General features: G+C 72.1%; 21 protein-coding genes. 2 read left to right on the forward strand and 19 right to left on the reverse strand.

The window, feature by feature from the left end:
* Positions 1–40: 40 nt before the first annotated feature.
* The 4 genes from ACIA8N_RS19965 to fmt form a co-directional block, all read right to left on the reverse strand.
* Positions 41–1090 (reverse strand): sugar-binding domain-containing protein, encoded by a 1050-nt coding sequence (locus ACIA8N_RS19965; protein WP_030204446.1) that lies wholly within the window; start codon positions 1088–1090, stop codon positions 41–43.
* Between the two features lie 153 nt (positions 1091–1243).
* Positions 1244–1927: a ribulose-phosphate 3-epimerase gene (gene rpe, locus ACIA8N_RS19970; protein ID WP_030204447.1), complete on the reverse strand. Its 684-nt coding sequence runs from the start codon at positions 1925–1927 to the stop codon at positions 1244–1246.
* 176 nt (positions 1928–2103) lie between these two features.
* Positions 2104–3516 carry a transcription antitermination factor NusB gene (locus ACIA8N_RS19975; protein ID WP_365783482.1) on the reverse strand — a complete coding sequence of 471 codons (1413 nt, stop codon included), beginning with the start codon at positions 3514–3516 and terminating at the stop codon, positions 2104–2106.
* 141 nt (positions 3517–3657) lie between these two features.
* Positions 3658–4590, reverse strand: coding sequence for a methionyl-tRNA formyltransferase (gene fmt / locus ACIA8N_RS19980; protein ID WP_365783484.1), 933 nt, complete (start codon positions 4588–4590; stop codon positions 3658–3660).
* A gap of 259 nt (positions 4591–4849) precedes the next feature.
* Here fmt and ACIA8N_RS19985 point away from each other — a divergent pair, with 259 nt between their 5' ends.
* The gene (locus ACIA8N_RS19985; RefSeq protein ID WP_365783486.1) at positions 4850–5374 is read left to right on the forward strand and encodes a hypothetical protein; all 525 of its coding nucleotides are present in this window, start codon (positions 4850–4852) and stop codon (positions 5372–5374) included.
* Between the two features lie 104 nt (positions 5375–5478).
* On the opposite strand, the gene ACIA8N_RS19990 is transcribed toward ACIA8N_RS19985, so the two are convergent.
* The 14 genes from ACIA8N_RS19990 to pyrR form a co-directional block, all read right to left on the reverse strand.
* A complete protein-coding gene (locus tag ACIA8N_RS19990; RefSeq protein WP_365783488.1) occupies positions 5479–7623 on the reverse strand; it encodes a primosomal protein N' in 2145 nt (714 codons plus the stop codon).
* 94 nt (positions 7624–7717) lie between these two features.
* On the reverse strand, positions 7718–8926 hold the full coding sequence (metK, locus tag ACIA8N_RS19995) for a methionine adenosyltransferase (protein ID WP_030551919.1): 1209 nt from the start codon (positions 8924–8926) through the stop codon (positions 7718–7720).
* Positions 8927–9178: 252 nt separating this feature from the next.
* Positions 9179–10405 carry a bifunctional phosphopantothenoylcysteine decarboxylase/phosphopantothenate--cysteine ligase CoaBC gene (coaBC, locus tag ACIA8N_RS20000; RefSeq protein WP_365783490.1) on the reverse strand — a complete coding sequence of 409 codons (1227 nt, stop codon included), beginning with the start codon at positions 10403–10405 and terminating at the stop codon, positions 9179–9181.
* Between the two features lie 96 nt (positions 10406–10501).
* Entirely contained in the window at positions 10502–10774 is a 273-nt protein-coding gene (gene rpoZ, locus ACIA8N_RS20005; protein ID WP_017242218.1) for a DNA-directed RNA polymerase subunit omega, read from the reverse strand.
* A gap of 61 nt (positions 10775–10835) precedes the next feature.
* On the reverse strand, positions 10836–11423 hold the full coding sequence (gmk, locus tag ACIA8N_RS20010; protein WP_365783492.1) for a guanylate kinase: 588 nt from the start codon (positions 11421–11423) through the stop codon (positions 10836–10838).
* A gap of 73 nt (positions 11424–11496) precedes the next feature.
* Complete coding sequence (locus ACIA8N_RS20015) at positions 11497–11820, reverse strand: integration host factor (protein ID WP_030204477.1); 324 nt, start codon at positions 11818–11820, stop codon at positions 11497–11499.
* 331 nt (positions 11821–12151) lie between these two features.
* Complete coding sequence (gene pyrF / locus ACIA8N_RS20020; protein ID WP_365783495.1) at positions 12152–12988, reverse strand: orotidine-5'-phosphate decarboxylase; 837 nt, start codon at positions 12986–12988, stop codon at positions 12152–12154.
* Positions 12985–14094, reverse strand: coding sequence for a quinone-dependent dihydroorotate dehydrogenase (locus ACIA8N_RS20025; RefSeq protein ID WP_365783497.1), 1110 nt, complete (start codon positions 14092–14094; stop codon positions 12985–12987). Before ACIA8N_RS20025 ends, pyrF begins: the two co-directional genes overlap by 4 nt.
* A 133-nt stretch (positions 14095–14227) precedes the next feature.
* Positions 14228–17536 (reverse strand): carbamoyl-phosphate synthase large subunit, encoded by a 3309-nt coding sequence (gene carB / locus ACIA8N_RS20030; protein ID WP_365783499.1) that lies wholly within the window; start codon positions 17534–17536, stop codon positions 14228–14230.
* Entirely contained in the window at positions 17529–18695 is a 1167-nt protein-coding gene (carA, locus tag ACIA8N_RS20035) for a glutamine-hydrolyzing carbamoyl-phosphate synthase small subunit (RefSeq protein WP_365783501.1), read from the reverse strand. The genes carB and carA overlap by 8 nt, the downstream gene beginning before the upstream one ends.
* Positions 18692–19270, reverse strand: a complete 579-nt coding sequence (locus tag ACIA8N_RS20040; protein ID WP_365783503.1) for a hypothetical protein — start codon at positions 19268–19270, stop codon at positions 18692–18694. The genes carA and ACIA8N_RS20040 overlap by 4 nt, the downstream gene beginning before the upstream one ends.
* Complete coding sequence (locus ACIA8N_RS20045) at positions 19267–20553, reverse strand: dihydroorotase (protein ID WP_365783505.1); 1287 nt, start codon at positions 20551–20553, stop codon at positions 19267–19269. The genes ACIA8N_RS20040 and ACIA8N_RS20045 overlap by 4 nt, the downstream gene beginning before the upstream one ends.
* 2 nt (positions 20554–20555) lie before the next feature.
* Positions 20556–21536, reverse strand: a complete 981-nt coding sequence (locus ACIA8N_RS20050) for an aspartate carbamoyltransferase catalytic subunit (RefSeq protein ID WP_030551911.1) — start codon at positions 21534–21536, stop codon at positions 20556–20558.
* An 85-nt stretch (positions 21537–21621) separates the two neighbouring features.
* Positions 21622–22188, reverse strand: a complete 567-nt coding sequence (gene pyrR, locus ACIA8N_RS20055) for a bifunctional pyr operon transcriptional regulator/uracil phosphoribosyltransferase PyrR (RefSeq protein ID WP_365783507.1) — start codon at positions 22186–22188, stop codon at positions 21622–21624.
* 246 nt (positions 22189–22434) lie between these two features.
* On the opposite strand from pyrR, the gene bldD reads away from it, so the two are divergent.
* The gene (gene bldD, locus ACIA8N_RS20060; RefSeq protein ID WP_017242229.1) at positions 22435–22935 is read left to right on the forward strand and encodes a transcriptional regulator BldD; all 501 of its coding nucleotides are present in this window, start codon (positions 22435–22437) and stop codon (positions 22933–22935) included.
* 237 nt (positions 22936–23172) lie between these two features.
* On the opposite strand, the gene nusB is transcribed toward bldD, so the two are convergent.
* A complete protein-coding gene (gene nusB / locus ACIA8N_RS20065) occupies positions 23173–23610 on the reverse strand; it encodes a transcription antitermination factor NusB (RefSeq protein WP_365787514.1) in 438 nt (145 codons plus the stop codon).
* Position 23611: the final 1 nt, after the last annotated feature.

The following is a 23611-nucleotide window of genomic DNA, read 5'->3' on the forward strand; positions in this document are numbered from 1 at the left end:
CGCGCCGCCCCCGCGAGCGCCTAGGGCTGCGGGATCCGCCTCAGCTGAAGTCCGGGTCCTTCCGGTCGAGCGCCGGGTGGGTGCCCGGGCTGGACTCGGTGAGCAGGTAGTCGGCCGCGGCGCGGTCGGTCACCAGGCTGGTGACGAGCCCGGAGCGCAGCACCGCGCCGATCGCCGCCGCCTTGCGCTGGCCGCCGGCGATGGCCACGACCTCGGGGATCCGGCGCAGCCGGTCCGCCTCGACGGTGATGCACCGCTCGCCCAGGTCACGGCCGACCCGGCGCCCCTCGGCGTCGAAGAGGTGCGCGGACATCTCGGCGGCGACGCCGAGGGAGGCGTAGTGGGCGCGCTCCTCGTCCGAGAGCATGTCGTGGACGGTCGAGATGCCGGGCTCCCAGGAGCCGATGGAGACGCAGGCGACGGTCACCTTGTCGAAGTACTCGAAGGCCCGCGCGATACCGGTCTGGCTGCGCAGCGCCGCCGCCGTCGCCGGGTCGGGGAGCAGCATCGGTGCGTAGATCGGGTGGGCCTCGCCGCCGGAGACCTGGGCGGCGCGGCGTACCGCCTCCACCGAGCCGCGCTCGGCGGTCCCCGCGTCGTACACCCCGGTGAGCTGGACGACCGTGCACGGCGGCAGCCGGTCGAGGGCCGCCGCCATGTGGATGGTGGAGCGGCCCCAGGCCAGGCCGAGGACGTCGCCCTCGTTGACCAGCTCGCCGAGCAGGTCGGCGGCGACCTCGCCGAGGTTCTCCGGGTCGGGCGACTCGTCCTCGCCCTCCGCCGGCGACTCGACGACGACGGCGTGGCGGAGCCCGTAGCGTGCGCGGAGCGCGTCGGAACGCTCGGCGTCCAGCTCGGCCGGTACGCGGATCTCGATACGCACGAGGTCGCGCTCCAGGGCGGTCTCCAGGACCCGGGCCACCTTGAAGCGGCTCACGCCGAACTCCTCGGCGATCTGGATCTTGGACTTGCCCTCGAGGTAGAAGCGGCGGGCCATGGCCGCCGCCTGCACCAGCTCCGCGGGGCCCATCCGCAGGGCCGACCGTCCCGCCGACATTCCCGCCACCGCGATCTCCTCACTGCTGTTCATGTACCGCTGTTCGTGCACGGCCGGCTGTTCACATACCGATGTTCAGGTACCACTGTGGTTCACACTCTGGACTCGCCGTCCATCCTGTCAGATCCGGCGGGCCTTGATCAGTCCTGTCGGCGGCCCGACGGGCCGCGTTCATCCGCCGGAGGCTCAGTGGCCACACGCCCACGGGGCGGAGGCCGTGACGGCGTCCGCGCGGGCCCGGAGGGAGGCGACCGCGGCGGCCGGATCGGCCGCGCCGTAGACCGCGGAGCCCGCCACGAAGACGTCGGCGCCGGCCTCGGCGCACCGCTCGATGGTGGACTCGGCGACCCCGCCGTCGACCTGGAGCCACAGCTCCAGGCCGTGCTTGGAGATCAGTTCACGGGTGCGGCGGATCTTCGGCAGCATGATGTCGAGGAAGGCCTGGCCGCCGAAGCCGGGCTCGACCGTCATGATCAGCAGCATGTCGAGCTCGGGGAGCAGGTCCTCGTACGGCTCGATGGGCGTGGCCGGCTTGAGCGCCATGGAGGCCCGCGCCCCCTTGGCCCTGATCTCCCGCGCGAGCCGGACGGGCGCCGCCGCGGCCTCCACGTGGAAGGTCACCGAACCCGCGCCCGCCTCGACGTACTGGGGCGCCCAGCGGTCCGGGTCCTCGATCATCAGGTGGCAGTCGAGGGGGGTGTCGGTCGCGCGCGCGAGCGACTCCACGATCGGCACGCCCAGGGTCAGGTTGGGCACGAAGTGGTTGTCCATCACGTCGACGTGCAGCCAGTCGGCGCCGTCGACGGCCTTCGCCTCATCGGCGAGCCGGGCGAAGTCCGCGGACAGGATGCTGGGGTTGATCTGCGCCATGTGCCAAGCCTCCCACGTTCTTGGGTACTTCTTTGCCGCCGAGCGGTTTCGGATCCGGTCCAGACCATTTTCGGTACGAAGCGACGAGCCCGGGCCCGTACAGACCGGGAGATTACGGTCGGCGGCCGGTCGGCGTCCGGTGGACCGAACAGCCGGAAGGGCAGGCGGTCCGGCGGTCAGGCGGTACGGCGGAGCAGCGCCAGGTACATGGCGTCCGTACCGTGCAGATGCGGCCACAGCTGGATGTCCGGTCCCTCGCCGAGGGCGGGGACGCCCGGCAGCATCGGGCGGGCGTCGATCAGCTCGGCGCCGCCGACCTTCTTCAGGACGTCGTCGACCACGACCCGGGTCTCGGCCAGATGCGGCGAGCAGGTCGCGTACCCCACGACACCGCCGACGCGCACGGCGCTCAACGCCTCGGTGAGCAGGGCGCGCTGGAGCGGCGCGAAGGAGTCCAGGTCGTCGGGGCGGCGGCGCCAGCGGGCCTCCGGGCGGCGGCGCAGGGCGCCGAGGCCCGAGCAGGGCACGTCCATGAGGACCCGGTCGAACGAGCCGGGGCGCCACGGCGGGCGGGTCCCGTCGGCGGCGATCACCTGGTACGGGCCGGGGTTGCCGGCGAGCGCGCGCTCGACGAGACGGGCGCGGTGCGGCTGCTTCTCGGAGGCGAGCAGAGCGGCGCCGCGCTCGGCGGCGAGGGCCGCGAGCAGCGCGGCCTTGCCGCCGGGTCCCGCGCAGCCGTCGAGCCAGCGGGCGTCGGAGCCGTCGACCGGTGCGTTCGCCAGGGCGATCGCGACGAGCTGGCTGCCCTCGTCCTGGACGCCGGCCCGCCCGTCCTTCACGGCGTCGATGGCGCCGGGCTCGCCGCCCTCGGCCATCCGCACGGCGTACGGGGACCAGCGGCCCGGCACGGTCTCGGTGGCCGCGGCGAGCTCCTCGGTGGTGGAGCGGCCGGGGCGGGCGACGAGGGTGACCTCGGGGCGCTCGTTGTCCGCCGCCAGGAGCTCCTCGATGCCGGCCCGGCCGCCGCCGAGCGAGTCCCAGAGCGCCGAGACGACCCAGCGGGGGTGGGAGTGGACGACGGCGAGGTGGTCCTCGGGGTCCTTGTCGTACGGCGGGGCGACCTGCGCCACCCAGGCGTCGAGGTCCTGCGCCGAGATCTTCCGAAGGACCGCGTTCACGAACTTGGCCCGTCCGTCGCCGAGCACGACCCGGGCCAGTTCGACGCTGGCGGAGACGGCGGCGTGGGTGGGGATCCGGGTCCCGAGCAGCTGGTGCGCGCCGAGCGCGAGCACGTCGAGCACGGGCGGGTCGACCTCGCGCAGGGGCCGGTCGATGCAGGCGGAGATGATCGCGTCGTACGTGCCCTGGCGGCGCAGCGTCCCGTACACGAGCTCGGTCGCGAGCGCCGCGTCCCGCCCGTCGAAGTTGCCGCCCTCGCGGGCCTTGCGCAGGAGCGGCGGCAGCACCAGGTTGGCGTAGGCGTCCCGCTCGTCCACCGCCCTCAGCGCCTCGAAGGCGAGCATCCGGACGGGGTCCTTCTGGGGCCGCCGGTAGGGCTTGGGGGGACGGCGACGTGCCTGCTCGCTCAAAGGTGCTCCGCGTGACGAAATGAAGGGTCGAACCCTCTCAGCGTACGTCCGCGCCCCTCCCCCACGGAAAACGCCCCTGCCGGGCGGCGAGTGCGGGCGGCTCGTCACCAGGGGGACCGGTCCCCCCGGGAACCTCGGCGGTCAGGCCCCGAGGCGCTCGCCGGGGGCGATCCGGACGCCGCGGGCCCAGTCGGCGGCCTTCATCGGCTTCTTGCCCTGGGGCTGGACCCAGAGGAGTTCGACGGCGTACGAGCCGGTGCCCGCGTACACGTTGTTCTTGCCCACCGCGAGCTCGCCCGGGGCGAGGTCCGTGCGGTCCGGCAGCGGGGTGACCTGGATCAGCTTGAGGCGCTCGCCGCGGAAGACGGTCCAGGCGCCGGGGGCCGGGGTGCAACCGCGGACCACCCGGTCGACCCGCAGCGCGGGTGCGGCGAAGTCGACGTGCGCGTCCTCCACCTGGATCTTGGGTGCGAGGGTGATGCCCTCGACGGGCTGCGGCACGGCCTGCAGCGTGCCGTCCTCGATGCCGTCCATCGTCGCGGCGAGCAGTCCGGCGCCTGCGAAGGCGAGGCGGGTGAGCAGGTCGCCGCTGGTGTCGGTCGGCCGGACGTCCTCGGTGACGACGCCGTAGACCGGCCCCGAGTCGAGGCCCTCCTCGATCAGGAAGGTGGACGCGCCCGTCACCTGGTCGCCCGCCATCAGGGAGTGCTGCACGGGCGCCGCGCCCCGCCAGGCCGGCAGCAGCGAGAAGTGCAGGTTGACCCAGCCGCGCGCGGGGATGTCGAGGGCGACCTTGGGCAGCAGCGCGCCGTAGGCGACGACCGGGCAGCAGTCCGGCGCGATCTCGCGCAGCCGGGCGAGGAAGTCCTCGTCGCGCGGCCTGACCGGCTTCAGGACCTCGATCCCCGCCTCCTCCGCCCGCTGGGCCACCGGGCTGGCGACCAGCCGCCGGCCGCGACCCGCCGGAGCGTCCGGACGGGTGACCACGGCGGCCACCTCGTGCCGGCCGGAGGCGAGCAGGGCGTCCAGGGCGGGTACGGCGACCTCGGGGGTGCCTGCGAAGACGAGCTTCATGGGTGGCGACTGCCTGTCTGTCCGGGGGCTTTGCGGGCAGCGCACCAGTCTAGGGGGTGCCTCTCCGATCAGGGCCGTCGCTCCGGCCGCCTGCGGCGGAGGGGGCGTACGCAGGGACGAGCGCCCCGCGCATATGCGTGTACGCCCCCGCAGCGTGACCCAACTCCCGGTGACGCGTTGGTCAAGAGAGATTGACCGATTCGGGTCGCCGTTCCCCTTGCGGCCCTTCCCCTTACATGCCGGTTCGAGAGGCTTTCACATGGCCGACCACGCAACCCACGACGCCCAGGCTCGGGCGAGTCTGCACCTGCTGGTGCGGGACATCGAGCGGGTCCGGCGGCAGGTGGACGCACTGCGCACGCTCACGGCCCAGCTGGGCAATGTCTACCGCCCTCGCCGCTCCGGCCCGTCCACGGGCTTCGTCGTCTACGGACGGGCACCCGCCCCGACCGTCCGTCTCGCGCAGGAGCTGCGGGACAGTGTCGAGACCCTGGTGACCGCCGCGGTCGACTTCGACCGCTCGCTCGGTTTCTCCTGGGACGCGGTGGGCTCCGCGCTCGGAGTCACCAAGCAGGCCGTCCACCGCCGTTACGGTGCCAGGCGCGCACCCCAGCCGGGCATCGGCGCCGGCGTCGACCAGGAGCCGATCGTGGAGGCGGGCGTGACCCGCACGCTTCCCGCGGTCCCCGCGGCCCGCTCGATGCCCCCGCAGCCCACCTCGGGCAGCGCCTCCCTCCGCGAGGAGCCGCGCCCCTCGGCCTTCCCGAGCCCGCGCAACGGCTGACCGGGGCGCATCCGAACGGCCGCCGGCCCCCAGGGGGCAGGCGGCCGTCGCGCGTGTCCGGGCGGCGGATCTCGGGCCCGTCAGCTCATCAGCCCGTCAACCCGTCAGCCGATGTCCGGCGGGTCCACCCGGATCCGTACCGGCTCGCCCCCGCCGCGGGCGAGCCGGCCCGCCCGCGCCTGCTTCAGCGCCGCCGCGAGGGCCGCGCCGCTGCCCGGCGGGACCCGGACCAGGGCCCGGTCCCACTGCTCGCCCGGCGGCGGGTCGCCCGGTCTGCGCGGCCCGCCGGGCCGGACCACCGGCAGCGGCACCGGACCGAGCACCTCGGCGTCGGCGGGCAGCCCGGCCCCCGCGAGGAATCCCTCGACGGCCTCCGGGGGGCCCGTCACCGCGGCCATCCGGGAGACCGGCGGGAAGCCCAGCTCGGCCCGCTCGGCCAGCTCCCGCTGGGCATGGCCGACCGGGTCCCAGCGGACCAGAGCCTGGACCGGCCGGAGCGTCGGCTCGGCCACCACGACCACGACACCGCCCCCTGTGCCGCCCTCGCCCTGGCCCCGTACCAGCGAGGCCGCGTCGATCCAGCGGCGCAGCGCCTCCTCGCCCGCGCGCAGATCGGGCCGGCCGAGCATGGCCCAGCCGTCGAGCAGGAGGGCGGCCGCGTAGCCGCCCTCGGCGACCGGTTCGGCGCCCGGCGTGGAGACGACGAGCGCGGGGCGGCCCGGCACGCTGTCCAGGATGTGGTCACGCCCCGAGGTCCTCACCGGCACCGCGGGGAACGCCCGGCCGAGTTCCTCCGCCGTCCGCCGCGCGCCCACCACCTGGGCCCGCAGCCTGGTCGAGCCACAGGCCACGCAGTGCCAGTCGAGTGCGCCGCGCCCGCACCAGCCGCAGTGCAGCTCCCGCTGCTCGGGGGCCTCCAGGGGCCCGGCGCAGTGCCGGCAGCGGGCGGGCGTCCGGCACCGCTCGCAGGCCAGCCTCGGTACGTACCCGCGGCGGGGCACCTGGACGAGCACCGGACCGGTCTTGAGCCCTTCCCGTACGGTCTGCCAGGCCAGGGAGGGCAGCCGTGCGGCGCGGGCGGCCTCGTCGCGGGCGAGTTCGCCGTCGCCGACGGTCCGGATCAGCGGAGCGGCCCTCCGGACCTGGTCGCGTCCCGCGCTCAGTGCCTTGGCCCAGCCGGACTCGACGAGCTGGGCGGCCTCGACGGTGCAGCTGGTGCTGCCGAGGAGGAAGGCGCACCGGTCATGGGCGGCGCGGAGCAGCAGCACGTCCCGGGCGTGGGGCTGCGGGGCGTGGAGCTCGCTGTGGCTGCCGTCGCCGTCGTCCCAGATGACGACGAGCCCGAGGTCGCGTACGGGGGCGAACATCGCCGCCCGGGTGCCGACGACGGCCCGCACCGCGCCGCGCCGCACCGCGAGCCACTGCGCGTACCGCTTCTCGGGGCCCGCCTCCGCGGTGAGCAGCGCGTGCCGTCCCTCCCCCAGGACCGCGGTGAGCGCCGCGTCGACGCGTGCCGCAGCCCGTCCGTCCGGTACGACGACGAGCGCGCCCCGGCCGGAGGCGAGGGTGGCGGCCACGGTACGGGCGATCTCCTCGGCCCAGTACGGGCCCGGGAGCGCGTTCCACACGGCGCGGGGCGTCCCGCCGCGCGCGAGGGACTCCAGGAACGCGGGCCCCCGCTCGTACCGCGTCCAGGTCCCGGGTTCCGGCGCGGCCGGTGGCGGCAGCGGCTCCGGCGACGGGCGGCCCTCGGCCCTGGCGCTGCGCGGCGGCACGGCGAGCTGGAGCACGTCCGCGAGGCTTCCCGCGTACCGGTCGGCGACGGCCCGGGCGAGCGCGAGCAGTTCGGGGCCGAGCACGGGCTCCGGTGAGACGACGTCGGCGAGCGCTGCGAGGGGCCCGGAGTAGTCGGAGGTGGCGCGCCGCTCGACGAGGAAGCCGTCGATGAGCCGGCCGCCCTCCCGCCGGCCGCTCTTGACCTGGTGCGCCCCCGCGCCGAACCGCACCCGCACCCGCACGCCGGGCTGGGCGGCCTCGTCCAGTTCCTCGGGCACCGCGTAGTCGAAGAACTGGTCGAGGTGGAGCGAGCCCTTGTTCACCACGACCCGCGCCACGGGCAGCTCCTTGGCGAGGGCGGCCCCCCGCCAGGTCCGCGGCTTGGCCCGCGGCACCTTCGCCTTCCGCACCGTCTCCCGGATGAGCGCGAGCTGCTCGTGCTCTTCGGAGGACTTCTCGTTCTCGCTGCTCACAGCCCCATACCTACCAGACGCCACCGACAGCCGGACATGACCGGAGCCCGGCACCCCGCGAGGGGGTGCCGGGCTCCGGTCTGCTGCGGCCGGATTACAGGCCCGCGGCCTGCTTCAGGGCGTCCACGCGGTCCGTGCGCTCCCAGGTGAAGTCCGGCAGCTCCCGGCCGAAGTGGCCGTAGGCGGCGGTCTGGGAGTAGATCGGGCGGAGCAGGTCGAGGTCGCGGATGATCGCGGCCGGGCGGAGGTCGAAGACCTCGGCGATGGCGTTCTCGATCTTCTCGTTCTCGACGGTGTTGGTGCCGAAGGTCTCCACGAAGAGACCGACGGGCTCGGCCTTGCCGATCGCGTAGGCGACCTGGACCTCGCAGCGCGCGGCGAGACCCGCGGCGACGACGTTCTTGGCGACCCAGCGCATGGCGTAGGCGGCCGAGCGGTCGACCTTGGACGGGTCCTTGCCGGAGAACGCGCCGCCACCGTGGCGGGCCATGCCGCCGTAGGTGTCGATGATGATCTTGCGGCCGGTGAGGCCGGCGTCGCCCATCGGGCCGCCGATCTCGAAGCGGCCGGTCGGGTTCACCAGGAGGCGGTAGCCGTCGGTGTCGAGCTTGATGCCGTCCTCGACGAGCTGCTTCAGGACGTGCTCGACGACGAACTCGCGGATGTCGGGCGCGAGCAGCGACTCAAGGTCGATGTCCGAGGCGTGCTGCGAGGAGACCACGACCGTGTCGAGACGGACGGCCTTGTCGCCGTCGTACTCGATGGTGACCTGGGTCTTGCCGTCGGGGCGCAGGTACGGGATGGTGCCGTTCTTGCGGACCTCGGTCAGCCGGCGGGAGAGCCGGTGCGCGATGTGGATCGGCAGCGGCATCAGCTCGGGGGTCTCGTCCGACGCGTAGCCGAACATCAGGCCCTGGTCGCCGGCGCCCTGCTTGTCCAGCTCGTCCTCGTCGCCCTCGACGCGCTTCTCGTACGCCGTGTCGACACCCTGGGCGATGTCCGGGGACTGCGACCCGATGGACACCGACACGCCGCAGGAGGCGCCGTCGAAGCCCTTCTTCGAGGAGTCGTAACCGATCTCGAGGATCTTGTTCCGGACGAGGGTCGGGATGTCCGCCCACGCCTTGGTGGTGACCTCACCGGCGACGTGCACGAGGCCGGTGGTGATCAGCGTCTCGACGGCGACACGCGAGGTGGGGTCCTCGCGCAGCAGCGCGTCGAGGATGGTGTCGCTGATCTGGTCAGCGATCTTGTCGGGGTGCCCCTCGGTGACGGACTCCGAGGTGAACAGACGACGGGACACAACGCTCCCTGGGGTTGCAGCGGCTGCTGGCTATTCGTTAGCGGACCGGCAGGGGGCTGCGCCCCAAGACGTTCCGCGGACAGTCTATCGGTCGTGGTCGGGGGATGGACCAGGTGTCTCGCCTGGCGAATGCCCTGAGAGGGTGAATCCGGCCCGCTCAGGGCGGGTCAGGGCCCTGGTGGGGCGCACATCACACGCGCCAGGGGCCCCGCGGCCTTCGCGGGCCATGGTGTGTCAGGTTCACGTCCACCGTCAGGTCGCGGAGCGCAGCCTCGGCAGGACCAGGTCCCACACGGTCTCGGCGAGGGCTTCCTTCGGGCCGTACGGTACGGGGGTCTCGGCGCCGTCCGAGGCGAGGACCACGGCCTCGTTCTCCTCGGAGCCGAAGGTCTTCCGCTCCCCCACCTCGTTGACGACGAGGAGGTCGCAGCCCTTGCGGCGGAGCTTCTCGCGGCCGTTGGCGAGGACGTCGTCGGTCTCGGCGGCGAAGCCGACGACGACCTGGCCCGGCAGGGCGCGCTCGGCGGCGAGCTCGGCGAGGATGTCGGGGTTGCGGACCAGCTCGACGGTGGGCGCTCCTCCGTCGTCCTTCTTCTTGATCTTCCCGGCGGCGTAGACGGCGGGGCGGAAGTCGGCGACGGCCGCCGCCATCACCACCGCGTCGGCGTCGGCGACGGCCTTGAGTACTGCTTCCCGCAGCTGGAGCGCGGTGCCGACGTGGACGACGTCGACGCCGGCCGGGTCGGCGATGCCGGTGTTGGCCTCGACGAGGGTGACCCGGGCGCCGCGGGCGGCGGCGGCCTTGGCGAGGGCGTAGCCCTGCTTCCCGGAGGAACGGTTGCCCAGGTAGCGGACCGGGTCGAGGGGCTCGCGGGTCCCGCCGGCGCTCACCACGACATGACGTCCGGCGAGGTCCGGGGCGGCCGCGCCTCGGGCGGGACTGCGCCGATTCAGGATGTTGCGGCAGACCTCGAAGATCTCGGCCGGGTCGGGGAGCCGGCCCTTGCCGGTGTCGACGCCGGTGAGACGGCCGACCGCGGGTTCGATGACGACGGCGCCGCGGCGGCGCAGGGTGGCCACGTTCTCCCGGGTCGCCGGGTGCTCCCACATCTCGGTGTGCATGGCGGGGGCGAAGACGACGGGACAGCGCGCGGTGAGCAGCGTGTTGGTGAGCAGGTCGTCCGCGAGGCCGTGGGCGGCCTTGGCGAGCATGTCGGCGGTGGCGGGGGCGACGACGACGAGGTCGGCGGCCTGGCCGATCCGGACGTGGGGGACCTCGTGGACGGACTCCCACACCTCGGTGGAGACGGGGTTGCCGGAGAGCGCGGACCAGGTGGCCTCGCCGACGAAGTGGAGGGCGGAGTCGGTGGGGACGACGCGGACGTCGTGGCCCGACTCGGTGAGCCGGCGCAGCAGCTCGCACGCCTTGTAGGCGGCGATACCGCCGCTGACCCCCAGAACGACCTTCGGCTTGGCCACGGCTGTCACTCCCCGCGCTCGGATGCGTACGACTCCATGAGACACCACAGGCCCGGCGGATGTTCCGCCGGGCCTGTGGTGACAAGCGTTACGTGCTTACTGTGCCGGACCCTCGATGGCCTCGGACGTCAGCAGACCCGCGTTGATCTCCCGCAGGGCGATCGAGAGCGGCTTCTCGTGGACGTGGGTGTCGACGAGCGGACCCACGTACTCCAGCAGGCCCTCGCCGAGCTGGGAGTAGTACGCGTTGATCTGACGCGCGCGCTTGGCCGCGTAGATCACGAGGCTGTACTTCGAGTCCGTGGCCTCGAGCAGCTCGTCGATCGGCGGGTTGATGATGCCCTCGGGCGCAGTCATGGAAGAGGACACGCTCTACCTTCCGAAGATGGAAAAAGATGAGAAATGCTGTCGGGTCAGGAGGCCCTCGGCGTCAGCCGTTGTTGTCCCGGCCCTCAGTGGACAGCAGCATCAACGTTAGCAGCTCGCGCGCCACGTCCTCGACGGAGGTGTTGACGAGGGTGGTGTCGAACTCCGACTCGGCGGCCAGCTCGACCTTCGCGGCGGCCAGACGGCGCTCGATGACCTCGGGCGACTCGGTACCGCGGCCGGTGAGGCGGCGGACCAGCTCCTCCCAGCTCGGCGGGGCCAGGAAGACCAGCTGCGACTCGGGCATCGAGTCCTTGACCTGACGGGCGCCCTGGAGGTCGATCTCCAGGAGCACCGGCTCACCGGAGCCGAGACGCTCGAGGACGGCGCCGCGCGGGGTGCCGTAGCGGTTGCCCGCGAACTCGGCCCATTCGAGGAGCTCACCGTTGGCGATCAGCTTGTCGAACTCGTCGTCCGCCACGAAGAAGTAGTGGACGCCGTTCTTCTCGCCGGGGCGGGGCTTCCGTGTCGTCGCCGACACCGAGAGCCAGACCTCGGGGTGGACCTTGCGCATATGAGCGACGACCGTGCTCTTGCCGACCCCTGAGGGGCCGGAGAGCACGGTCAGCCGCGGACGTGCCTCTGCTGCCATGCAGCGATTATTCCAGCTTTACGAGGGTGCCCGGGACGCGCGTCCCGGATCGGAAGCCGGACGGGGCACCGGATCAGGCGCCGGTGCTGCCGAACTCGCGCTCCAGGGAGGCGATCTGGTTGGAACCGAGACCGCGCACCCGGCGGCTCTCGGAGATGCCGAGCCGCTCCATGATCTGCTTGGCGCGGACCTTGCCGACGCCGGGGAGCGATTCGAGCAGCGCGGAGACCTTCATCTTGCCGATGACGTCGTTCTCCTGGCCGGTCTTGATGACCTCGTGAAGCGAGGCGCCGGAGTGCTTGAGTCGATTCTTGACCTCGGCCCGCTCCCGGCGAGCCGCGGCGGCCTTTTCGAGCGCGGCTGCGCGCTGTTCAGGGGTAAGGGGCGGAAGAGCCACGCCTACGTCACCTCGGATGTCGATCTGTCGGATACGGACCGGTGAGGAACCTAGTCGCCCCACACCAGTGGAGCAACGATCAACGCAGTGGTCGTTGAACGCCTGCTCTGCTCCGGAGACTAGCGGCCGAGGCCGCTCCAGTCAGCGAGAACAGCGGAAAAGTCCTGGTCAGCATCGACCGACCGGGACTTTTCCGGCATAACGACCCGGTTTTGAGCCAAGTTTTCGTCAAGGAGTGAGACGGCCCGGTGAGACGGTTCGTCTCACCGGGCCGAAACAGCTCCGAAACGGGGTCGATCCGCTCCGACCTGCGGATTGACCGTGGCGTCCGTTATCCGCCGACGGCGGCGCGGATCTCGTCCGCGTACCGGTGCGCCGAGTCCCGCAGGGCGGCCGCGTCCGGGCCGTGCCGCAGGACCCCGCGGCTGACGTTCGGGACGACGTTGCCGACCGCCGGGCCGAAGACGGCGGGGAGGTCGGCCGGGGTCGCGCCCTGGGCGCCGATCCCGGGGGCGAGGAGGGGGCCGTTGATGTCCAGGTCGAACGAGGACAGGTCGCCGAGGGTGGCGCCGACGACCGCGCCGAAGGAGCCCATCGGGGTCTCCCCCGCGTTCTCCTCGGCCAGGTGCGCCAGCATCGTCGCGCCGATGGTCCGGCCGTCCTCGCGCACGGCGCGCTGGACCTCCGCACCCTCCGGGTTGGACGTCAGCGCCAGGACGAAGAGACCGGCGCCGGACTCACGGGCCAGGTCGACGGCCGGCTTCAGCGAGCCGTAGCCGAGGTACGGGGAGACCGTGAGCGCGTCGGAGAAGAGCGGGGAGTCCTTGCGCAGGAAGGTCTCCGCGTACGCGGCCATGGTCGAGCCGATGTCGCCGCGCTTGGCGTCCATGACGACCAGGCCGCCCGCCGCGCGCAGGTCGGCGACGGCCCGCTCCAGGACGGCGATGCCGCGCGAGCCGAAGCGCTCGAAGAAGGCGGACTGGGGCTTGAAGACGGCCACGGTGTCGGCGAGCGCCTCGACGACGGTGAAGGTGAAGCGCTCCAGACCGGCGATGTCGTCGGTCAGGCCCCAGGAGTCGAGCAGCGCCGCGTGCGGGTCGATGCCGACGCAGAGCGGGCCGCGCTCGTCCATGGCGGAGCGCAGGCGGGTGCCGAAGGAGAGGGTCACGGGGTGGCCTTTCGGTTGTCGGCGCCGACGGCCTCGGCGAGGCCGGCGTACGGGGAGGCCGCGAGGCGCGCGGCGAGGCCCTTGTGGATCGCGCGGGCGTAGAACGGGCCCTCGTAGATGAAGGCGCTGTAGCCCTGGATCAGGGTGGCGCCGGCCAGGATGCGCTGCCAGGCGTCCTCGGCGTTCTCGATGCCGCCGACGCCCACCAGGACCAGCCGGTCCCCGACGCGCGCGTGCAGGCGCCTGAGGACCGCGAGGGAGCGCTCCTTGACGGGGGCGCCGGAGAGGCCGCCGGTCTCCTTGACCAGCGCGGGGTCGGACTTCAGGCCCAGGCCTTCGCGCGCGATGGTGGTGTTGGTGGCGATGATGCCGTCGAGGCCGAGCTCCAGGGCGAGGTCGGCGACCGCGTCGACGTCCTCGTCGGCCAGGTCGGGGGCGATCTTGACGAGCAGCGGGACGCGGCGGTCGGTGACCGTGCGGTCGGCCGCCTCCCGTACCGCCGTGAGGAGCGGCCGCAGGGACTCGGTGGCCTGGAGGTCGCGCAGGCCCGGGGTGTTCGGCGAGGAGACGTTCACGACCAGGTAGTCGGCGTGCGCGGCGAGGCGCTCGGTGGACTTCACGTAGTCGGCGGCGGCCTCGGCCTCCGGGACGACCTTGGTCTTGCCGATGTTGACGCCCACGACGGTTCTGAAGACCGGCACGCGCGCGTGGAGGCGTGCGGCGACGGCGGCGGAGCCCTCGTTGTTGAAGCCCATGCGGTTGATCAGGGCGCGGTCCGGGACGAGCCGGAAGAGCCGCTTCTTGGGGTTGCCGGGCTGGGGCTCACCGGTGACCGTGCCGATCTCGACGTGGTCGAAGCCGAGCATCGACATGCCGTCGATGGCGACGGCGTTCTTGTCGAAGCCGGCGGCGAGCCCGAAGGGGCCGTGCATGCGCAGGCCCAGGGCCTCGGTGCGCAGCTCCTTGTGGCGGGGGGCGAGGACGGCGGCGACGACGGTGCGCAGCACCGGGATGCGGGCCGCGAGCCGGATCCAGCGGAAGGCCAGGTAGTGGGCCTCCTCGGGGTCCATGCGCTTGAAGACGAGGTCGAAGAAGAACTTGTACATGTTTCCGGTCCAGGTCTGCTCATGACGAGGGGGACACCGCGGGTCTGCCGGTGTCCCCCTCGTCGTACGGGCTGCAAGGGGCGTGTCCGGCGGATCATGGCCGGGGTCGCGCCCCTGATCCGCCGGGCGCGCCCTAGTCGCGGGCCGCGGTCAGGCGCTCCGCGTGCTCCTGGAGCGAGCGGACGCCCACGTCGCCCCGGTTGAGCGCGTCGATGCCCTGGACGGCCGCGGCGAGCGCCTGGACCGTGGTGAGGCAGGGGACGCTGCGGGCGACCGCCGCCGTACGGATCTCGTAGCCGTCGAGGCGGCCGCCGGTGCCGTAGGGGGTGTTGACGATCAGGTCGACCTGGCCGTCGTGGATGAGCTGGACGATCGTCTTCTCGCCGTTGGGGCCCTCGCCCTCGCTGAGCTTGCGCACGACGGTGGCGTTGATGCCGTTGCGGCGCAGGACCTCGGCGGTGCCGGAGGTGGCCATCAGCTCGAAGCCGTGGGCGACGAGCTCGCGCGCCGGGAAGATCATCGTGCGCTTGTCGCGGTTGGCGACCGAGATGAACGCGCGGCCCTTGGTGGGCAGCGGGCCGTAGGCGCCGGCCTGGGACTTGGCGTACGCCGTGCCGAAGACCGCGTCGATGCCCATGACCTCGCCGGTGGAGCGCATCTCCGGGCCGAGGACGGTGTCGACGCCGCGGCCGTGCACGTCGCGGAAGCGCGACCACGGCATGACGGCCTCCTTGACGGAGATCGGCGCGTCGAGCGGCAGGGTGCCGCCGTCGCCGGTCCTCGGCAGCAGGCCCTCGGCGCGCAGCTCGGCGATGGTGGCGCCGAGCGAGATGCGGGCGGCGGCCTTCGCGAGCGGGACGGCGGTCGCCTTCGAGGTGAAGGGGACGGTCCGGGAGGCGCGCGGGTTGGCCTCCAGGACGTAGAGGATGTCGCCGGCCATCGCGAACTGGATGTTGATCAGACCGCGCACGCCGACGCCCTTGGCGATGGCCTCGGTGGAGGCGCGCAGCCGCTTGATGTCGAAGCCGCCGAGGGTGATCGGGGGCAGGGCGCAGGCCGAGTCGCCGGAGTGGATGCCGGCTTCCTCGATGTGCTCCATGACGCCGCCGAGGTAGAGCTCCTCGCCGTCGTAGAGGGCGTCGACGTCGATCTCGATGGCGTCGTCGAGGAAGCGGTCGACCAGGACCGGCCGGGTGGGGCTGATCTCGGTGGACTCGGCGATGTACGACTCCAGGCGGGACTCGTCGTAGACGATCTCCATGCCGCGGCCGCCGAGCACGTACGAGGGGCGTACGAGGACGGGGTAGCCGATCTCGTCGGCGATGGCCTTGGCGCCGGCGAAGGTGGTCGCGGTGCCGTGCTTGGGGGCGGGGAGACCGGCCTCGGCGAGGACCTGGCCGAAGGCGCCGCGGTCCTCGGCGGCGTGGATGGCCTCCGGGGAGGTGCCGACGACGGTCACGCCGTTGTCCTTGAGCGCCTGGGACAGGCCCAGCGGGGTCTGGCCGCCGAGCTGGACGACGACACCGGCGACGGGGCCGGCCAGCGTCTCGGCGTGGACGATCTCCAGGACGTCCTCGAGCGTGAGCGGCTCGAAGTACAGACGGTCGGAGGTGTCGTAGTCCGTGGAGACGGTCTCCGGGTTGCAGTTGACCATCACGGTCTCGTAGCCCGCGTCGCTGAGCGCGAAGGAGGCGTGGACGCAGGAGTAGTCGAACTCGATGCCCTGGCCGATGCGGTTCGGGCCGGAGCCCAGGATGATCACGGCGGGCTTGGTGCGCGGCGCGACCTCGCTCTCCTCGTCGTACGAGGAGTAGAAGTACGGGGTCTTGGCGGCGAACTCGGCGGCGCAGGTGTCGACCGTCTTGTAGACCGGGCGGACGCCCAGGGCGTGCCGGACCTCGCGGACGACGTCCTCGCGCAGACCGCGGATCTCTGCGATCTGGGCGTCGGAGAAGCCGTGGCGCTTGGCCTCGGCGAGGATCTCCGGGTCGAGCTTGTCGGCGGCGGCCAGCTCGTCGGCGATCTCCTTGATCAGGAAGAGCTGGTCGACGAACCACGGGTCGATCTTCGTGGCGTCGAAGACCTCCTGCGGGGTGGCGCCGGCCCGGATGGCCTGCATGACGGTGTTGATGCGGCCGTCGGTCGGGCGGACCGACTCGCGGAGCAGCTCGGCCTTGTCGCCGGGCTCGCCGACGAAGGTGAACTGCGAGCCCTTCTTCTCCAGGGAGCGCAGGGCCTTCTGGAGCGCCTCGGTGAAGTTGCGGCCGATCGCCATGGCCTCGCCGACCGACTTCATGGTCGTGGTCAGCGTGGAGTCGGCGGAGGGGAACTTCTCGAAGGCGAAGCGCGGGGCCTTGACGACGACGTAGTCGAGCGTGGGCTCGAAGGACGCCGGGGTCTTCTCCGTGATGTCGTTGGGGATCTCGTCCAGCGTGTAGCCGACGGCGAGGCGGGCCGCGATCTTGGCGATCGGGAAGCCGGTCGCCTTGGAGGCGAGCGCCGAGGAGCGGGAGACACGCGGGTTCATCTCGATGACGATGATCCGGCCGTCGACCGGGTCGATCGCGAACTGGATGTTGCAGCCGCCGGTGTCGACGCCGACCTCGCGGATGATCGCGATGCCGATGTCGCGCAGCCGCTGGTACTCGCGGTCGGTGAGCGTCATCGCCGGGGCGACGGTGATCGAGTCACCGGTGTGGACGCCCATCGGGTCGAAGTTCTCGATGGAGCAGACGACCACGACGTTGTCGTTCTTGTCGCGCATCAGCTCCAGCTCGTACTCCTTCCAGCCGAGGATGGACTCCTCCAGGAGCACCTCGGTGGTCGGGGAGAGAGTGAGGCCCTGGCCCGCGATGCGGCGCAGCTCGTCCTCGTCGTGGGCGAAGCCGGAGCCGGCGCCGCCCATGGTGAAGGAGGGGCGGACGACGACGGGGTAGCCGCCGAGGGTGTCGACGCCCTTGATGACGTCGTCCATGGTGTGGCAGATGACCGAGCGGGCGGACTCGCCGTAGCCGATCTTGGCCTTGACGGCCTCGACGACGCCCTTGAAGAGGTCGCGGTCCTCGCCCTTGTTGATGGCCTCGACGTTGGCGCCGATGAGCTCGACGCCGTACTTCTCCAGGACGCCCTGCTCGTGCATGGAGATCGCGGTGTTGAGCGCGGTCTGGCCGCCGAGGGTGGGCAGGAGGGCGTCGGGGCGCTCCTTGGCGATGATCTTCTCGACGAACTCGGGGGTGATCGGCTCGACGTACGTGGCGTCGGCGATCTCCGGGTCGGTCATGATCGTGGCCGGGTTGGAGTTGACCAGGATGACCCGCAGGCCCTCGGCCTTGAGGACGCGGCAGGCCTGGGTGCCGGAGTAGTCGAACTCGGCGGCCTGGCCGATGACGATCGGGCCGGAGCCGATGACCAGGACGGACTGGATATCGGTGCGCTTAGGCACGCTCGGCCTCCATGAGGGATACGAAGCGGTCGAAGAGGTACGCGGCGTCGTGCGGGCCCGCGGCCGCCTCGGGGTGGTACTGGACGGAGAAGGCCGGCTGGTCGAGCAGCCGCAGGCCTTCCACGACGTTGTCGTTCAGGCACACGTGGGAGACCTCGGCGCGCCCGTAGGGGGTGTCGGAGACCTTGTCGAGGGGCGCGTCGACGGCGAAGCCGTGGTTGTGCGCGGTGACCTCGACCTTGCCGGTGGTGCGGTCCTGGACGGGCTGGTTGATGCCGCGGTGGCCGTACTTCAGCTTGTAGGTGCCGAAGCCGAGGGCGCGGCCGAGGATCTGGTTGCCGAAGCAGATGCCGAAGAGCGGCGTCCCGCGCTCCAGGACTGCCTGCATGACGGCGACGGGACCGTCGGCGGTGGCCGGGTCGCCGGGGCCGTTGGAGAAGAAGACGCCGTCCGGGTCCACCGCGTAGACGTCCTCGGCGGTGGCGGTGGCGGGCAGCACGTGCACCTCGATGCCGCGCTCGGCCATCCGGTGCGGGGTCATGCCCTTGATGCCGAGGTCGACGGCGGCGACGGTGAACTTCTTCTCGCCGATCGCGGGGACGACGTACGGCTCCTTGGTGGCGACCTCGGCGTAGAGGTTCGCGCCCTTCATCTGGGGCTGCGCCTGCACGCGGGAGAGCAGCTCGGCCTCGGGGGCGACACCCGCGCCGGAGCCGCTGTTCAACGCGGTGCCGGAGAAGATGCCGACGCGCATGGCGCCCCGCTCTCGCAGGTGGCGGGTGAGGGCGCGGGTGTCGATGCCGGAGATGCCGACGACGCCCTGGCGCTCCAGTTCCTCGTCGAGGGTGCGGGTGGCGCGCCAGTTGGAGGAGACGCGGGCGGGGTCGCGGACGACGTAGCCGGAGACCCAGATGCGGCCGGACTCGGGGTCCTCGTCGTTGACGCCGGTGTTGCCGACGTGCGGGGCGGTCATGACCACGACCTGGCGGTGGTACGACGGGTCGGTGAGGGTCTCCTGGTACCCGGACATGCCGGTGGAGAACACGGCCTCGCCGAAGGTCTCCCCCACGGCCCCGTAGGCGCGGCCGCTGAAGGTGCGGCCGTCCTCCAGGACGAGTACGGCGGGAACCTTCACGGCTCCCCTGGTGGAGGTCGTCATCGTGCGATGCCTTCCGTCGTGCTTACGGGGTTCATGGAGTTGATGGCCTCGACCCAGGCGGTGTGCTCGGCCGCCCGGTCGGACCGGAAGCCGGAGTCGAGCAGCTTGTCGCCGTGCGCCCAGGTGATGATCAGCAGGCCGCCCTCGGCGAGGACCTTGCCGGCGATGCCCTTGTCGAGGCGGGCCTCACGCAGGGCCTCGGCCGGGACGAAGAAGTCGTTCGCCCCGGGGCGTACGACGGCGAGTCCGGCGTCGGTGAGCGTGAGCTCGACGCGGCTGCGGGTGCCGAGGCCGTGGGCGACGATCCGGTCGAGCCACTGCCCGGCGGTCGTGGACCCGTGGTAGCGCCCGCTGAGAGTCAGTTTCGCCGCACCGGCCGTCTGCGGCGCGGTGGGCAGCTCGGGCAGGTCCGACTGGAGGCTGCCGCGCCACTTCCAGCCCTGGCGCATCAGCCAGTAGACGAAGGCGATGAAGAGCAGGAGCCCGACGACCCAGCCGATCCTTCCGGCCCAGTCGGTCACCTCCGCCGACTTCTGATCGGCTGCCTCTGCGGCGATTGCGATGAGTGGTGTCACGCCAGCTTCCCGTCCACGACCGTTGCCCGGCCCCGCAGGAAGGTGTGGGTGACGCGTCCCGGCAGCTCACGGCCCTCGTAGGGGGTGTTTCGGCTGCGGGAGGCGAAGTCCGCGGGGTCCACCACACCACGGTAAGCCGGATCGACCAGGGTCAGGTTCGCGGGCTCACCTGCCGAGACGGGTCGTCCGTGGCCCTTGGCCCGTCCGATGCGGGCGGGCGCGAAGGACATGCGGTCGGCGACGCCGGCCCAGTCGAGGAGGCCGGTCTCGACCATCGTCTGCTGGACGACGGAGAGGGCGGTCTCCAGGCCGACCATGCCCATGGCGGCCGCGGCCCACTCGCAGTCCTTGTCCTCGTGGGGGTGCGGGGCGTGGTCGGTGGCGACGATGTCGATCGTGCCGTCGGCCAGGGCCTCGCGCAGCGCGAGGACGTCCTTCTCGGTGCGCAGCGGCGGGTTGACCTTGTAGACGGGGTCGTACGAGCGGACCAGCTCGTCCGTGAGGAGGAGGTGGTGGGGGGTGACCTCGGCGGTGACGTCGATGCCGCGGGACTTGGCCCAGCGGACGATCTCGACGGAGCCGGCGGTGGAGAGGTGGCAGATGTGGACGCGGGAGCCGACGTGCTCGGCGAGGAGGACGTCGCGGGCGATGATCGACTCCTCGGCGACGGCGGGCCAGCCGCCGAGGCCCAGCTCGGCGGAGACGATGCCCTCGTTCATCTGGGCGCCCTCGGTGAGGCGGGGCTCCTGGGCGTGCTGGGCGACGACGCCGCCGAAGGCCTTCACGTACTCCAGGGCGCGGCGCATGATGACGGCGTCGTCGACGCACTTGCCGTCGTCGGAGAAGACCGTGACGCCGGCGGCGGAGTCGTGCATGGCGCCGAGCTCGGCGAGCTTCTTGCCCTCCAGGCCGACGGTGACGGCGCCGATGGGCTGCACGTCGCAGTAGCCGGACTCCTTGCCGAGGCGGTAGACCTGCTCGACGACACCGGCGGTGTCGGCGACCGGGTGGGTGTTGGCCATGGCGAAGACGGCGGTGAAGCCGCCTGAGGCGGCGGCGCGGGTGCCGGTGAGAACGGTCTCGGAGTCCTCGCGGCCGGGCTCGCGCAGGTGGGTGTGGAGGTCGACCAGGCCGGGCAGCAGGATCCGGCCCTGTGCCTCGATGACGGTGGCGCCCTCGGCGGACAGGTCCGTACCGACCTGCTCGATGGTCTCGCCGTCGACCAGGACGTCCTGGACCTCGCCGCCCAGCACCTGCGCACCGCGGATAAGGATCTTGCTCATGGTTACTTGTTCTCCTCGGTACGGGTGTGGGTGACGGCCGAGTCGTTGCCGCCCAGAAGCAGGTAGAGGACCGCCATCCGGATGGACACGCCGTTGGCGACCTGCTCGACGACCGTGCAGCGGTCGGAGTCGGCGACCTCGGCGGTGATCTCCATGCCGCGGACCATGGGGCCGGGGTGCATGACGATGGCGTGCTCGGGCATCTTCGCCATCCGGTCGCCGTCGAGCCCGTACCGGCGCGAGTACTCGCGCTCGGTGGGGAAGAAGGCGGCGTTCATCCGCTCGCGCTGCACACGCAGCATCATGACCGCGTCCGACTTCGGCAGCACCCGGTCGAGGTCGTACGAGACCTCGCAGGGCCAGGTCTCGACGCCGACGGGGACCAGGGTGGGCGGGGCCACCAGGGTGACCTCGGCGCCGAGGGTGTGCAGCAGGTCGACGTTGGAGCGGGCGACCCGGCTGTGCAGGACGTCACCGACGAGCGTGATCCGCTTGCCCGCGAGGTCCCGACCGAGCCCGGCGTCCCTGCCGACCAGGCGGCGGCGCATGGTGAAGGCGTCGAGGAGGGCCTGGGTGGGGTGCTGGTGGGTGCCGTCGCCCGCGTTGACGACGGGGGCGTCGATCCAGCCGGAGGTGGCGAGGCGGTACGGGGCTCCGGAGGCGCTGTGCCGGATGACGACCGCGTCGACGCCCATGGCCTCCAGGGTCTGCGCGGTGTCCTTGAGGGACTCGCCCTTGGAGACGCTGGAGCCCTTGGCCGTGAAGTTGATCACGTCGGCGGAGAGGCGCTTCTCGGCGGCCTCGAAGGAGATCCGGGTCCGCGTGGAGTCCTCGAAGAAGAGGTTGCAGATGGTCCGGCCGCGCAGCGTCGGCAGCTTTCTGATGGGCCGGTCGGCCACCCGGGCCATCTCCTCGGCGGTGTCGAGGATCAGGACGGCGTCGTCGCGGGTGAGGTCGGCGGCCGAGATGAGGTGACGCATCATCGGGGTGTCTCTCCGTGGTGGGGAGGTGTGAGGGCATGCGGGGGCGCAGGGGTGTGCCCCGGCCCCGCGGGGGAAGCCGGTCCGGCTAGGCGGAGGGCCTGGAGCCGAGCAGGACGGTGTCGCGACCGTCCTCCTCGGCGAGCTGGACCTTGACCGTCTCCCGCAGCGACGTGGGGAGGTTCTTGCCGACGTAGTCGGCCCGGATCGGAAGCTCGCGGTGGCCGCGGTCGACGAGGACGGCGAGCTGGACGGCGCGGGGCCGGCCGATGTCGCCGAGGGCGTCGAGGGCGGCGCGGATGGTGCGGCCGGAGAAGAGCACGTCGTCGACGAGGACGACCAGACGGCCGTCGATGCCGTCACCGGGGATCTCGGTGCGGCCGATGGCACGGGCGGGCTTCAGCCGCAGGTCGTCCCGGTACATGGTGATGTCGAGGGATCCGACCGGGATCCTGGTGCCGGTGATCGATTCGAGCTTCTCGGCGAGCCGGCGGGCGAGGAAGACACCGCGGGTGGGAATGCCGAGGAGAACCACGTCGTCCGCGCCCTTGGCGCGCTCGACGATCTCGTGTGCGATGCGGGTGAGGACCCGCGCGATGTCCGGGGCCTCGAGAACGGGCCGCGCGTCGTCGCCGTACTGCTGCTGGGTGTCCATGAAGAAACGGACCTCCTTCTCCGCCTCACGGGACGGCTCTTAAAGGACGTCGGATTTGCGCCGTCAACGTTACCAGTACCGGTCGGCCGTCCTGCTCGCCCCCCGGTCGCCACTCCGCGCACCGCCCCTCGGGAGGGGGTGGTGCGGACCTTTCGGCTTGACGGGAAAGAGTAACGCTGCGTAACCTCACAGTGAGTTACCAGCCGCGCGGCGCAGCCGCATGTCGTCACAGCGTCCGGGAGCGTTATGTCCAGCGAATACGCAAAGCAGCTCGGGGCCAAACTCCGCGCCATCCGCACCCAGCAGGGTCTCTCCCTCCACGGGGTGGAGGAGAAGTCCCAGGGGCGCTGGAAGGCCGTCGTGGTGGGCTCGTACGAGCGTGGCGACCGCGCGGTGACCGTGCAGCGCCTTGCCGAGCTGGCTGATTTCTACGGGGTGCCGGTGCAGGAGCTCCTGCCGGGCACGACTCCGGGCGGAGCCGCCGAGCCGCCGCCGAAGCTGGTCCTGGACCTGGAGCGCCTGGCCCACGTCCCGCAGGAGAAGGCGGGCCCGCTCCAGCGCTACGCGGCGACGATCCAGTCGCAGCGCGGCGACTACAACGGCAAGGTGCTGTCGATCCGCCAGGACGACCTGCGCACCCTCGCCGTCATCTACGACCAGTCCCCCTCGGTCCTCACCGAGCAGCTGATCAGCTGGGGCGTCCTCGACGCGGACGCGCGCCGCGCGGTCGCCCACGAGGACAACTGACCTGCCGCTTCCTGCCGGAGGCTCAGCAGAAACGTACCGCCGGGCCCGTGGACGTCATCCGACGTCCACGGGCCCGGCGTCTTTCGTCTCACCCGCCACAGGGAACCCAGCAAGCCCAGGGAACCCACCGGGGAGCCCGGAGAGCCCACGGGGAGCCCGGGGAACGCCGAAGGGGCCCGCAGCACGAATGCTGCGGGCCCCTTCGACCGCCGGTGACGTCCGAGGACTCAGGCCGGCTCAGGCCTCGGTGTCCCGGCGCAGCCGCGGCTTCAAGTCCTTGAAGCGCGCGAGCAGGCCGTTGACGAAGGTCGGGGACTCGTCCGTGGAGAACTCCTTGGCGAGTTGCACCGCCTCGTCGATCGCGACCGCGTCCGGCGTACCGTCCTCCCAGATCAGCTCGTACGCACCGAGGCGCACGATGTTCCGGTCGGCGACCGGCATCCGGTCGAGGTCCCAGTCCACCGCGTAGGTCGCGATGAGCTCGTCGATCCGCGCCACGTGGGCCGCGTACCCCTCGACCAGCTGCATGGTGAAGTCGTTGACCGGCGGCTGACGGTCGTCCGACCGCGCGTGCCGGATCTGGTCCGCGAGGACCTCCTGGACGGAGGCTCCGCGCTGGTCCGCCTCGAAGAGGATCTGGAAGGCGCGCTTGCGGGCCTTGCTCCGAGCGGCCACG

Source organism: Streptomyces sp. NPDC051822 (assembly GCF_044452745.1).
GTDB lineage: Bacteria > Actinomycetota > Actinomycetes > Streptomycetales > Streptomycetaceae > Streptomyces.

Bases quoted from the DNA above. Each gene is read 5' to 3' on its own strand.
- ACIA8N_RS19985 (WP_365783486.1), top strand. From the start codon at position 4,850: ATGGCCGACCACGCAACCCACGACGCCCAGGCTCGGGCGAGTCTGCAC.
- ACIA8N_RS20050 (WP_030551911.1), bottom strand. From the start codon at position 21,536: ATGATGCGTCACCTCATCTCGGCCGCCGACCTCACCCGCGACGACGCC.
- rpe (WP_030204447.1), bottom strand. From the start codon at position 1,927: ATGGCGCAGATCAACCCCAGCATCCTGTCCGCGGACTTCGCCCGGCTC.
- carA (WP_365783501.1), bottom strand. From the start codon at position 18,695: ATGACGACCTCCACCAGGGGAGCCGTGAAGGTTCCCGCCGTACTCGTC.
- fmt (WP_365783484.1), bottom strand. From the start codon at position 4,590: ATGAAGCTCGTCTTCGCAGGCACCCCCGAGGTCGCCGTACCCGCCCTG.
- pyrR (WP_365783507.1), bottom strand. From the start codon at position 22,188: ATGGACACCCAGCAGCAGTACGGCGACGACGCGCGGCCCGTTCTCGAG.
- ACIA8N_RS20045 (WP_365783505.1), bottom strand. From the start codon at position 20,553: ATGAGCAAGATCCTTATCCGCGGTGCGCAGGTGCTGGGCGGCGAGGTC.
- gmk (WP_365783492.1), bottom strand. From the start codon at position 11,423: ATGGCAGCAGAGGCACGTCCGCGGCTGACCGTGCTCTCCGGCCCCTCA.
- ACIA8N_RS19965 (WP_030204446.1), bottom strand. From the start codon at position 1,090: ATGAACAGCAGTGAGGAGATCGCGGTGGCGGGAATGTCGGCGGGACGG.
- bldD (WP_017242229.1), top strand. From the start codon at position 22,435: ATGTCCAGCGAATACGCAAAGCAGCTCGGGGCCAAACTCCGCGCCATC.
- ACIA8N_RS20025 (WP_365783497.1), bottom strand. From the start codon at position 14,094: ATGTACAAGTTCTTCTTCGACCTCGTCTTCAAGCGCATGGACCCCGAG.